Consider the following 13,085-nt stretch of genomic DNA (forward strand, 5'->3'; position numbering starts at 1 on the left):
ATGCGAAAATAGCCTTTATGAATAACTAGTCCATTTGGTTGAGCTTTTACACAATATGATTATCATTTGATTTTGACTAGACTTATCCCCAGTTATTAGTTGCTTTGTTTACTTTTTTTAGCTATTTGTTGAATCCCTCCATTTAAGAGAATAGAAATTCAAAAAAAAAAGAGCTCCTGCTCTTTTTTTACGATAAAATTGCTTATTACATCTTTTAACCTAGATGGCAGCTAATGTTACTTCTTTATTATTGCTTTCTATTTCATACTCCCCCAAAATTTCAAAGCAACACCTTACGTTCTGTTCACTAATTAACTGTTTAATTACTTCCATAGTTGTCCGGATAATTGCTGTCTCATCACTTGATTGAGCAATCAATGTTATCAGAGGGTTTTTATAATCCGTTGTGAGACCTTGAATTAACCATAATTCATCTAGATTCTCTTTTTTATCTCCTAAATGAATGTCTGGCGTTTTTGTGAAATTCTTATTTGTTGGCTTTTTTTGACAGACATAGACTAAATCTTCGATAGCTGCACTTGCAGTTGGAAACATTCCAGCACCTGGTCCTTGTAAAGTAATACTACCCACAATATCCGTTTGAACATTTACTGCATTTTCTACGCCTTCAATAGAAAAAAAAGGATGAGATTTTCCAACAAGGGCTGGTCTAACCGCTGCGTTAATTTGACCATCTAGCCTACTAATACTCGCAACATGTTTAAACCTTAATCCAAGTTTTTCAGTTGCTTCAATTAATTCACTTGTAATCGATGTAATCCCTTCCCGTTCGACATCTTCCCATGTTGGTTCCTCTCCAAAAGCAATTCTGCTAAGTATTAATGTTTTATAAAAAGCATCAAATCCCTCCACATCGTTGGTTGGATCTGCTTCAGCAAATCCCTTCGCTTGTGCTAAACTTAAGGCGTCAGCAAAGGACTGCTTTTTCTCACGCATTTCCGTTAAGATGAAATTTGATGTCCCGTTTAGAATTCCTTGGATGTGACGAACACGGTTAACATTTAATAACTGCCTTAAGGTTTGAATTACAGGTACACCACCCGCAACTGTCGCTTCGTAACCTATCGAAACATTATGATGCTCTGCTAACGCGATCAGCTCTTTCCCGTGGTGTGCAAACATCTCTTTATTAGCTGTAATTATGTGGCATCCTCTTTGAATGGCTTGTTTTAAAAATGTAAAGGTGGGTTCTTTATTGACGATTGCTTCGACGATAACATCAAGTTGTGGAAGGCTTAAAATTTCATTGAAATCTGAAGTGACCAAAACATCCTCATCAATCTTTCTCTTTTTCTGCTTATTTCTAATTAGTACGGCTGCAACCTCGACCTTTCTCCCTAACACACCCTTAAGCTCTTCCGCATGCGATTGAATCGTTTTATAAACTCCTTCTCCGACTGTTCCAAAACCCAGAATTGCCACTTTAATCACAGACATGTAGATCCACCCTTCAATAGTATTAGACATGACAAAATATAAAAAACCCTCTTCATAAGAAGAGGGTTAGTTTCCTCCTCTTATCTGTCAGGTAAATAACCTGCAGGAATTAGCACCTTTTCAAGATTTACCTTGATGGTTGCCGGGCTTCATCGGGCCTAGTCCCTCCGCCGCTCTGGATAAGAGTTTTATTTAAATTTTTCATTCAATTTCTAAGTTATAAAAAGAATTCTAGTTGAATCCTTTGTAGTTGTCAATATTATTTGAAATTTCTTTTTATTACAAAGGCAATAGGGATATTTCTCCCTTATACGTAAAAGCCTGCCAAATGGCAGGCTTCTAGAATTTCATCTTTATCGCTCTAGTTTTCCCTCAGCTAGCTTGATTTGCTTCTCGACTTGCTCAGGAGCCGTTCCCCCGAAGCTGTTTCGGACACTAACCACATGTTCTGGAGCTAATACCACATAAATATCTTCCTCGAATAAAGGACTAAAGCCTTTATATTCTTCGAAACTCAAATCGAGCAAAAATTTGTTATTCTGGATTGCATATAAAACAATTTTTCCGATCACTTCATGAGCATCACGGAAGGGAAGACCTTTTCGCACCAAGTAATCGGCAATATCTGTGGCATTAGAAAAATCATTATTAATCGCCTTACGCATGACATCTTTATTAACAGTCATGGTTTCAATCATTGGCGCTAATAACATTAACGAACCTTCAAGCGTTTCTACGGTATCAAACATACCTTCTTTGTCTTCTTGTAGATCCTTGTTATAAGCGAGAGGTAAGCCTTTAAGGACGGTTAACAAGCCGATTAAATTACCATATGTCCGACCTGTTTTTCCACGGAGTAGCTCAGGTACATCTGGATTTTTCTTTTGCGGCATAATACTTGAACCTGTGCAAAACGAATCGTCTAACTCAACGAATTGAAACTCCTGGCTTGACCAAATCACAAGTTCTTCCGATAATCTGGAAATATGGGTCATGATAATGGACCCTATTGATAAAAATTCAAGAATAAAGTCGCGATCACTGACAGCATCCATACTGTTGGGATAAACCGTTTCAAACCCCAACAATTCAGCGACACGTTCACGGTTAATTGGAAAAGTAGTACCTGCCAATGCCCCTGAACCAAGCGGGAGCCAATTGATGCGCTTCAAACTATCAATCAATCTCTCCTTATCACGTTCAAACATCCAAAAATAAGCCATTAAATGATGGGCAAAGGATACAGGTTGGGCCCTCTGCAAATGTGTATATCCAGGAATTAAGGTTTGGACATTCTCCTTCGCCTGCTCGATTAATGCCTGTTGAACATCTTCTATTAATTTAATAAGCTCCGTCGTTTTTGTTCTTAAATACAGATGCATGTCGGTGGCTACTTGATCATTACGGCTTCGCCCGGTATGAAGTTTACCACCCACAGGACCGATTTTTTCAATTAATAGCTTTTCAATATTCATATGAATATCTTCATCTTCTACTAAAAATTCGACCTGATTATTTTCAACCAGCTTTTTTATGGAGAGAAGGCCATCCTTAATTTTTTGGGCATCCTCCATTGGAATGATGCCGCACTCACCTAGCATTTGCACATGGGCGAGACTTCCAGCGATATCCTCCTTAGCTAGCTTTTGATCAAAAGAAATTGAGGCTGTAAATTCCTCAACTAGCTTATTGGTTTCTTTTGTAAAACGGCCGCCCCATAACTTCGACATATAGTGCTCCTCCTTTACCCTAACAAGAGAGCCCTCGAAAAGGACTCGAGGGCAATCCGAATTATTTCAAAATAGTTTCCTTTTTATTTACTTCTGAATAAACTTTTGTTGGCAAACCCCAAATCTTGATAAATCCTACAGCGGCATTATGATCAAACGCATCGCCTTTAGAATAGGTTGCTAGTTCTTCATTGTAAAGGCTGTATGGAGACTTTCTGCCAACAACAGTATGGTTCCCTTTATGAAGCTTAACACGAATTGTTCCGGAAACATTCTTTTGAGTTTCATTAATAAATGCATCAAGTGCTGGTTTGATAGGAGAATACCAAAGGCCTTCGTAAATGATCTTAGCCATTTGCTGTTCAACCTGTGTCTTAAATTGAGTAACCTCGCGAGTTAAGGTTAAAAACTCTAATTCTTTATGGGCATTGATTAAAATGAGTGCAGCAGGATTTTCGTAGACTTCACGAGATTTAATCCCTACTAATCTATTTTCGATATGATCAATACGGCCAACACCGTGTTTGCCGCCAAGCTCATTTAGAGTTTCAATTAATTGAACTAGCGGAAGTTTTTCACCGTTAAGAGCAACCGGTACACCCTGTTCAAACTCGATTTCAACATATTCAGCCGCATCAGGAGTTAACTCAATCGGATTCGTCCAATCGAAGGCTGCTTCTGGTGCCTCCGCCCATGGATCTTCGAGCACTCCCGCCTCACAAGCACGGCCCCAGATGTTTGCATCAATCGAAAATGGATTATCTAAATCAACTGGGATTGGAATGCCGTTTTCCTCAGCATATTTGATTTCTTCGTCACGTGTCATTCCCCATTCACGAACAGGGGCAACGACCTTTAAACTTGGGTTTAATGCTTGAATAGAAACTTCAAAACGGACCTGGTCATTTCCTTTACCTGTACAGCCATGAGCTACAGCAGTAGCTCCCTCTTTTTCAGCTACCTCTACTAATAATTTTGAAATTAACGGGCGAGAAAGAGCTGAAGATAATGGGTATTTTCCTTCATATAAGCAATTAGCTTTTAAGGCAGGTAGAATATATTCCTTCGCTAATAATTCTTTTGCATCGATCATATAGGCCTTAATAGCTCCAACATTCAGTGCTTTATTTTTAATTGCTTCTAAGTCTTTTCCTTCGCCGACATCTAGACCCAAAGCAATTACATCATAGCCATATTTTTCCTGAATCCATTTTACTGATACTGATGTATCTAAACCGCCTGAGTAGGCTAAAACGATTTTTTCTTTTGTCATGATAATTATTCTCCTCTTACTATCTGTGTATTTTTATCCAACCGATAGAATTATTATACAACAAATCTCATAGAAAATGAAACTATTATTCTAGTAAAAGTTTTAAAATTGCTTTTTGAGCATGCAGGCGGTTCTCAGCTTCATCAAAGACGACTGAATGTGGACCATCAATGACCTCTGCTGTTACTTCTTCGCCTCGATGGGCTGGCAAACAATGCAAAAAGATATAATTCTCCTTCGCTAATTTGCACAGTTCTTCATTTACTTGGAAACCTTGGAATGCCTTCAATCTCTTTTCGCTTTCTTCTTCCTGCCCCATACTGGTCCAGACATCTGTTACAATGACATCTGCGCCTTTAACCGCTTCTTGCGGATCATTTGTAATCATCAGTGAACATCCAGTTTGTTTTCCAACTTTGATGGCATTTTCGGTTATCTTACCATTTGGCAAATATCCGGGTGGACTAGCAATGCTAATATCCATTCCCACTTTCATAGCGCCCTCCATTAATGAATGCGCCATATTGTTATTCCCATCACCGATATAGCATAGCTTTAAGCCAGCCAATTTTCCTTTATGTTCAAGGATTGTTAGCAGGTCTGCTAACACTTGTGTGGGATGTTGAAGGTCGGTTAACCCATTTATGACAGGTACAGTTGCATGTTCAGCTAATTCCTCCACTGAGTCATGTGAAAAAGTTCGAATCATTAAGCCATCCACATAACGTGACAACACTTTTGCAGTATCTGATATACTTTCTCCTCTTCCTAATTGGATATCTTTTGAACTTAAGAATATCGCATGGCCGCCGAGCTGCAACATTCCTACTTCAAATGATACCCTGGTACGTGTAGAGGACTTTTCAAAAATCATCCCTAAAACCTTTCCGGCTAAATATGGATGAGGTTTGCCTTGCTTTTGGAGTTTCTTCATCTCTACCGCTTCGTTTAGAAGATAGAGGATTTGATCCGGACTGAAATCGGAAAGCTGTATGAAATCCTTTCCTGTCAGTTTCATCACGTTTTTATTACTGATTTCAAATAAATTAATAGCCTCACCCATGAACGGCACCTCTCTCTTCAATCTTGTAATATTCATTCACAGATCTTACCTCAAAATCGGATCGCTTCCCTTTTTCAAGGTCGATTATTGCTTCAATGGTATCTAAGTGTGTAAATACTGGTACCTTGTATCGCACGGCATGTTCACGTATCTGGAACCCAAATTTTATTTTATTACGACCTTGATTCGGTATATTGATAACCGCCTTCATGGTTTGGTTTCGGAAAAGTGTAATGACCTCATCATCGTCCTTAATTACTTTTTCAACATGAATTCCATTACGTTGAAAATAGTCAGCCGTCCCTTTTGTTGCAACAATCCTGTAATGTTTTCCAAGTTCTTGCATGATAGGAAGGGATGCTTGCTTTTCTCGATCGGCGATGGAACAAAAAAGATAATTTTCATCTGTTTGCCCGCCCAGAGATGGAATCGATTTTTCAAGTGCCTCTTGATAGGTTACTCCCATTCCAAGTGCTTCACCCGTTGATTTCATCTCAGGTCCGAGTACATGGTCTACACCTTTAAGTTTACTTGAAGAAAACACTGGTGATTTAACTGAAAAATAATCAGGTTCATCCATTAGTCCCTTTGTTGAACATAGGTCGGAGAGCGTTTCTCCTAATTGCACTCGAGTCGCCCATTCAATCATCGGTATGCCCGTCACCTTACTCATGATAGGAACAGTTCGCGATGAACGAGGATTGACTTCAAGTACATTAACCTGGTCTTGATAGATGACAAATTGAATGTTCATGATTCCAATCACTGGTGCTGAGTTAGCGATTTTCCCTGCGTAATCAATTAATAATTCTTTAACTTTTTCTGACAGTGAAAGCGGCGGGAACACCGAGATACTGTCGCCAGAATGAACTCCTGCTTTTTCAATATGTTCAAAAATTCCCGGTACGACAATATTTTCCCCGTCACAAATGGCATCAATCTCGCATTCAAGTCCAGGTAAATATTTGTCTACTAATAAAGGCCACATCGTAGCTTGTGAATTTTTCTCGAGCTGCGCAATATATTGATTCAATTCCGTTTCTGAAAAAATCGTAAACATGGATTGACCGCCAATAACATAGGATGGTCTCACTAAAACTGGATAGCCTAACCCAGCTGCTGCTTTTTTCAGTTCCTCGGGGTGTGTCACTGTTTGCCCTTCAATATGTGGAATATTTAAATCTTCTAGAAGTTGATAGAATTCTTTTCGATCTTCTAGTCGATCGACATTCTCCACGGTCGTGCCCAAGATTTTTACACCCTCTTCTTCTAATGCATGTGCTATATTAATTGCCGTTTGTCCGCCAAACTGGATCAATACGCCTTCGACCTTTTCTTTTTCTATGACATGAAGTACATCTTCTACAGCGAGTGGTTCAAAATAGAGACGATCTGCAACAGAATAATCGGTACTAACGGTCTCAGGATTATTATTAATAACGACAGCCTCGTAGCCCTTTTTCTTAATCGCTTTTGCAGCGTGGACAGAGCAGTAATCAAATTCAATTCCTTGGCCAATCCGAATCGGACCTGAGCCAATGACAAGAATCTTTTTCTTACTGCTAACCTCAACCTCGTCAAACCCGTGCCAGGTAGAGTAATAGTAAGGTGTGACCGCGTCAAATTCTGCTGAACAAGTATCAACCATCTTATAGCCTGGTTTCCAATTGAGTTCTTTCCACTTAGCTCTTACTTCTTTTTCAGGAATTTCATATATTTGCGCTAGAAACTTATCAGCGATATTATTTCTTTTTGCATCTTTAAGCAAGGAAACCGGTACATCTCTCCATTTATAGGACGCTAATTCCATTTCTAATGTAACGATTGAACTAATTTTGTGCAAAAACCATGGATCAATCTCGGTTAATTGTTGAACTTTATCAAGGCCGATTCCTCTTCTAAATGATTCCGCAATGATGAACAACCGTTGGTCATTGGCCTGTTTAAGAAGTTCAAGCAAGGTCTTTTCTTCTACAAATTTATTTCCCTGGAGGCAGAGCCCATAAACATTCATTTCCATGGAACGAATCGCTTTGTTTAAAGCCCCTTCGAAGGTCCGATCAATCGCCATTACTTCCCCAGTAGCCTTCATTTGCGTTCCTAAGGTACGATCTGCTTCAGGAAATTTGTCAAAAGGAAAGCGAGGCAGTTTCACCACAATATAATCAATCGCCGGCTCAAATGATGCAAACGTATTACCTGTTATTGGATTCACAATCTCATCCAAATGATACCCAATCGCACATTTCGCTGCCATCCGAGCAATTGGATAGCCAGTTGCTTTAGAAGCGAGCGCCGAAGAACGGCTTACCCTTGGATTTACTTCGATAATGTAATACTGATTAGATGTTGGATGAAGTGCAAACTGGATGTTACAGCCTCCGATAATCTTTAATTCTTTAATTACTTTAATGGAAGAATCACGAAGCATTTGATACTGAACATCTGTTAAGGTTTGCGATGGAGCGACGACAATTGAATCACCTGTATGAACACCAACTGGGTCCATATTTTCCATATTACAAACAATGATGCACGTATCATTTGCATCTCTCATAACCTCATATTCAATTTCTTTCCAGCCCTTAATACTTCTTTCTACTAATACTTGATGAATAGGACTTGCCGCTAAGCCTTTTTTTAACACCGTTTCAAATTCTTCTTCATTATAAGCAAAACCGCCGCCATCCCCTCCAAGCGTATAGGCAGGGCGAATAATGACTGGAAATCCAATTTCTTTAACGAAGGATACCCCTTCCTCAAAGCTGTGAATAATAGCAGACTCAGGAATGGGTTCTCCAATTTTAAGCATCAAACTGCGGAACTTTTCTCTATCCTCACCATTTTTAATCGATTCGACAGATGTTCCTAATAATTCCACGTTGTATTTCGCTAAAATATTTTGTTCAAAAAGTTCCACCGTTAAATTCAAACCCGTTTGGCCGCCAAGCGTGCCAATAATCCCATCCGGTTTTTCTTTCTGGATGATTTTTTCTATGGTTTCAACATTAAGTGGTTCAATATATACCTTGTCGGCAACTGCTTCATCCGTCATGATGGTAGCCGGATTATTATTAATTAAAACAACTTCAATTCCTTCTTCTTTCAAGGCTATACATGCCTGTGTGCCAGCATAGTCAAATTCTGCTGCCTGCCCAATGACAATGGGACCTGATCCAATCACTAGTACTTTTTTTAAGGTTTTATTTAATGGCATACACTGTCTCTCCCATTGATGCTATCTGACTTACGAAATTTTTTAAGATATATTCTGTATCGCTTGGCCCTGGATGGGCTTCCGGATGGAATTGTACGGTTTGAATTGAAAAGTTTTTATGCTTTAACCCTTCAATCGAACGATCATTTACATTTCGGTAAGTGACATCAAACACGTTATTGTCGATGCTCTCATCTACAACAACATAGCCATGGTTCTGTGCGGTGATTTTGACTTTTCCAGTTAATAATTCCTTTACCGGATGGTTGCCGCCGCGATGTCCATACGCTAATTTCGTTGTTTTCGCTCCATATGCTAATGCGATTAATTGATGCCCCAGACAAATGCCCAGCGAAGGATAGTTTTGGCTGATCTTTTTTATTTCTGGGAACCATTTTTTCAATTCCATCGGGTCCCCAGGGCCGTTACTGAACAGGACACCATCTGGATTCAACGCTTTGATTTTTTCAAAAGGTGTATTGTATGGAACAATGGTAACGGCGCAATCCTCATCTAGCAGGGCGTTGAGAATCGATTTTTTATATCCAAAATCCATTAGTACCACATGTGGTCCATTGTTTTTAAAAGATTGGATTTTTTTTGTTGATACTTTCTCTACCCAAAATGATCCGATTTCCGTTCCTAAAGGTTCGTTATGTTTTGTCTTACTTAAATAGCCCTTTACTGTCCCGCGGCTTCGAATGGTCTTTACTAAAAGTCGAGTATCTATTCCCGCAATCCCAGGAATTCCTGCCTGCTTTAGTTTTTCAGAAAATTTATTGATGGATTGATAATGGCTGGGTGTTTCACATAAATCACCGATGATGACCCCTGATAAAGCTGGTGTGATACTTTCATTATCGATTGCATTAATCCCATAATTTCCGATGATTGGATAGCAAAACGTAATGATTTGGCCAGCGTACGATGGATCAGTGATAATCTCTTGATACCCGGTCATGCTAGTATTAAAAACTACTTCCCCGAGAGAATCTTTTTCTGCTCCAATTAGGACTCCTTCAAAGACTTCGCCCGTTTCCAAAGTAAGGTATCCATTCTGCAAAATACTCACTCGCCTTTCTCAATACTTTGGAAAGTATTTTCCAATGCTTTAATAAATTCATTGATTTCGTCAGCTGTTACAGTTAACGGAGGTAAAATCCTCACAACATTTGGACCTGCCGTTAAGATAAGAAGATTATTGGCGATAGCTTTTTGAACAATTTCTAATGCATTCGTTTCAACAACGATTCCTTTTAAGAGTCCGAGTCCGCGGATATCTGTTATAAATGAACACTTTTCCTTCAGGACTTGCAGTTTTTTATCTAAGTACAATGCCATTTCATTAGCATGTGGTAATATGTTCGTGTCATTTATATGTGTAACAGTTGCGACTCCAGCTGCTGTAGCTAAAGGGTTTCCTCCAAAAGTACTGCCGTGGCTGCCTGGGTCAAAACCTTTGGCTGCTTCTTCTTTTGCGATAATCGCACCAATCGGAAAACCTGAACCAAGACCTTTGGCAATGCTAATGACATCGGGCTCAATCGCGAACTGTTCATATGCAAAGAGGGTTCCTGTCCTGCCAATCCCTGTTTGGATTTCGTCAACCATCAGGAGAATGTCTCTTTCATTACAAATTTTCGCTAACTTTTTTACCCAGTCTTGATTTGCCGGAATGACGCCACCTTCGCCTTGAACGAGTTCAAGGAGGACTGCAGCAGGCTCAATAGTATAGAGCAGTTCAAGAGCTTCTTCATCATTAAAGGGCAGATAACTAAACCCGGAAACTAATGGAAAAAATCCTTGCTGGATTTTTTCTTGTCCTGTAGCTGATAGGGTTGCTAATGTTCTTCCATGAAAGGATTGTTGAAAGGTGACAATTTCAGGTGCTTCTTTGCCCTTTACTTTGTTAGCATATCTTCTTGCTAACTTAATCGCTGCCTCATTGGCTTCCGCCCCGCTATTACAAAAGAATACTTGATCTCCACAGCTATTAGCTGTAAGAAGTGCCGCTAACTGCTGTTGATTTGGTATATTATAAAGGTTTGAACAGTGCCACAGATTCTGTAATTGCTCTTCTAGTTTTTCTTTTACGACATCCGGAACATGCCCTAGGTTACAGGTCGCTATACCGGAAGTGAAATCAAGATATTGTGTTCCCTGTTCATCCCACACGTAGCTACCCTTCCCTTTAACAACTGTGATAGGGAAGCGAGTATATGTTGCCATCACTGGCGATGTTAGTGAGATGGAATTATTGATTGACATTACGCGATCCCCTCTTCTAAGACAATTTTAGTTCCGATCAATTTACCATTCGTATAATCTATTAAGCTGCTTTTTTCAGACCCATTAATGATACCTACTTCGGGTATTTTATGGACAAGACCGTCAATAGCGGCTTTTACTTTAGGAATCATTCCCCCATAAATAGTCTTATTTTTTATCAGTTCCTCGATTGTCGCCTTTGAGACTTTATCAAGTTTTGTCTTGAAACCATTTTTTTCAACTAAGATTCCAGGAATATCACTGATAAAGCAAAGATTCGCCCCCAATGCTTTTGCAATCGCTGAGGCAGCTATATCACCATTAATGTTATATCGCTGCCCGCCTGCATCGATCCCGACTGGAGAAATTACCGGAACATTTCCTTGGGAAATGATTCCCTCGATAACTTCGTGGTTGACATCAATTACTTCACCAACGAAGCCTAATGTATCCGCATTTTGGGTTGGTTCAGCTTGTAATAGGCACCCATCTACCCCACTTACCCCAAAANNTTTGTTGACGGAACCGCTTAATACCATTTCTACTATGTCTAATACTTCGTGATTGGTTACTCTAAGACCATTCACAAAGGTGGTTTCAACGTTTAGATTTTTTAATAATGATGTAATCAGTGGGCCTCCTCCATGAACGATGATTGGAGTCCATTCGCCTGATTCATGAAGTGAAACAATATCTTCATAAAAGGACCTTGGGAGATTATCTAACACACTTCCGCCGCACTTAATGACTATATATTTCATTTTCTTGTCCTCCCTTACGTGCGGTAGGATGCGTTAATTTTCACATAATCGTAAGTTAAATCGCATCCCCAGGCTGTAGCGCTGTATTCACCTTGGTTTAATTCAACACTCAATTTGACATTTTCCAATTCTAAGTATTCCTTTACTTCTTCTTCTATAAAGTTACTTGGCAGACCATTCTCAAATACTGTGAAAGGTCCAATAGCTACCTTAATTGCATTAGGTTCAACAGGTACACCGCTATAACCGATAGCAGTAACAATTCGCCCCCAGTTCGGATCCGTTCCATAAATTGCTGTTTTAACTAGGTTGGAAGAAATAATGGCTTTGCCGACTGCACTTGCTGCATTTTGACTGTAGGCGCCATTAACTTGAACTTCTACTAGTTTTGTAGCTCCTTCACCGTCTCTTGCAATTTTTTTAGCAAGTGATTCACAAACGATTTTTAACCCTTGTTTGAACATTTGCCATTCTGGGTGGTCTTTTGTTAGTTGATTATTCTCCGCTAAACCATTTGCCATAACGAGAACCATGTCATTTGTACTTGTATCGCCATCCACTGTTATCATATTAAACGTTTGATTCGTTACCTCTCGAAGTGCTCCAAGCAGATCACTATGTGCAATATTTGCATCTGTTGTTACAAATCCTAGCATTGTCGCCATGTTCGGGTGAATCATTCCTGATCCTTTTGATGCTCCGCCAATGGAAACAGTCTTTCCATCGATCGTCATTTGCACTGCTGTATGTTTGACACAAGTATCAGTTGTAAGGATCGCCTTTTTAAAATTATTTTCATCTTGATTTTCTTTATTTAGGATTTGTTTTATCCCGGTTAGAACTTTATCCATCGGTAAAAGTTCTCCGATGACGCCGGTTGAAGTAACCGCAACAAGATGTTCTTCGAATCCCAGTTCGTTTGCAAAACTCTTCTGCATGGCGAATGCATCGAGTAATCCCTGTTCTCCTGTACATGCATTGGCATTGCCAGAATTCACGATAATTGCTTGCATCTTGTTTTCTTTTGCAATACTTTCTTGTGTAACTAATAGTGGGGCTGCTTGGAAGATGTTGGTTGTATAGACTCCTGCAGCTGTAGCAGGAACTTCTGAAACGATATATCCCAGATCAAGTCGTTTTCTTTTAATACCACAATGTAATCCGCCCGCTTTGTAACCCTTCGGCAAGGTAACACTACCTTCTTCTATAATAACGATCTCATTCGTAGATGTAGCCTGTGTCATTTTCATTTCCCCCTTTGGTTCTTCTTCGTTCATTTATAAAGGCTATTTTCGCATAGATTGTTGTTTTTCGT

General features: G+C 39.5%; 9 protein-coding genes and 1 riboswitch. All 9 genes read right to left on the reverse strand.

Annotated features, from left to right (window positions below):
* Nucleotides 1–219 precede the first annotated feature (219 nt).
* The gene (locus V7137_RS06315; RefSeq protein ID WP_335697283.1) at nucleotides 220–1,458 is read right to left on the reverse strand and encodes a homoserine dehydrogenase; all 1,239 of its coding nucleotides are present in this window, start codon (nucleotides 1,456–1,458) and stop codon (nucleotides 220–222) included.
* A 77-nt stretch (nucleotides 1,459–1,535) separates the two neighbouring features.
* A riboswitch (SAM riboswitch) is annotated at nucleotides 1,536–1,644 on the reverse strand.
* Nucleotides 1,645–1,811: 167 nt separating this feature from the next.
* Nucleotides 1,812–3,188, reverse strand: a complete 1,377-nt coding sequence (gene argH / locus V7137_RS06320) for an argininosuccinate lyase (protein WP_335697284.1) — start codon at nucleotides 3,186–3,188, stop codon at nucleotides 1,812–1,814.
* Nucleotides 3,189–3,249: 61 nt separating this feature from the next.
* Entirely contained in the window at nucleotides 3,250–4,461 is a 1,212-nt protein-coding gene (locus tag V7137_RS06325) for an argininosuccinate synthase (RefSeq protein WP_335697286.1), read from the reverse strand.
* Between the two features lie 85 nt (nucleotides 4,462–4,546).
* Nucleotides 4,547–5,524: an ornithine carbamoyltransferase gene (argF, locus tag V7137_RS06330; protein WP_420490098.1), complete on the reverse strand. Its 978-nt coding sequence runs from the start codon at nucleotides 5,522–5,524 to the stop codon at nucleotides 4,547–4,549.
* Nucleotides 5,517–8,741, reverse strand: coding sequence for a carbamoyl-phosphate synthase (glutamine-hydrolyzing) large subunit (gene carB / locus V7137_RS06335; protein ID WP_335697288.1), 3,225 nt, complete (start codon nucleotides 8,739–8,741; stop codon nucleotides 5,517–5,519). The genes argF and carB overlap by 8 nt, the downstream gene beginning before the upstream one ends.
* A complete protein-coding gene (locus tag V7137_RS06340; protein WP_335697300.1) occupies nucleotides 8,728–9,804 on the reverse strand; it encodes a carbamoyl phosphate synthase small subunit in 1,077 nt (358 codons plus the stop codon). The genes carB and V7137_RS06340 overlap by 14 nt, the downstream gene beginning before the upstream one ends.
* Before the next feature lie 5 nt (nucleotides 9,805–9,809).
* Complete coding sequence (locus tag V7137_RS06345) at nucleotides 9,810–11,009, reverse strand: acetylornithine transaminase (RefSeq protein ID WP_335697289.1); 1,200 nt, start codon at nucleotides 11,007–11,009, stop codon at nucleotides 9,810–9,812.
* The gene (gene argB / locus V7137_RS06350) at nucleotides 11,009–11,770 is read right to left on the reverse strand and encodes an acetylglutamate kinase (protein WP_335697290.1); all 762 of its coding nucleotides are present in this window, start codon (nucleotides 11,768–11,770) and stop codon (nucleotides 11,009–11,011) included. Before argB ends, V7137_RS06345 begins: the two co-directional genes overlap by 1 nt.
* 14 nt (nucleotides 11,771–11,784) lie before the next feature.
* Nucleotides 11,785–13,014, reverse strand: coding sequence for a bifunctional ornithine acetyltransferase/N-acetylglutamate synthase (gene argJ, locus V7137_RS06355; protein WP_335697291.1), 1,230 nt, complete (start codon nucleotides 13,012–13,014; stop codon nucleotides 11,785–11,787).
* Nucleotides 13,015–13,085 lie beyond the last annotated feature (71 nt).

It is taken from the genome of Neobacillus drentensis (genome assembly GCF_036962765.1).
Taxonomy (GTDB): Bacteria; Bacillota; Bacilli; order Bacillales; family Cytobacillaceae; genus Neobacillus; species Neobacillus drentensis_C.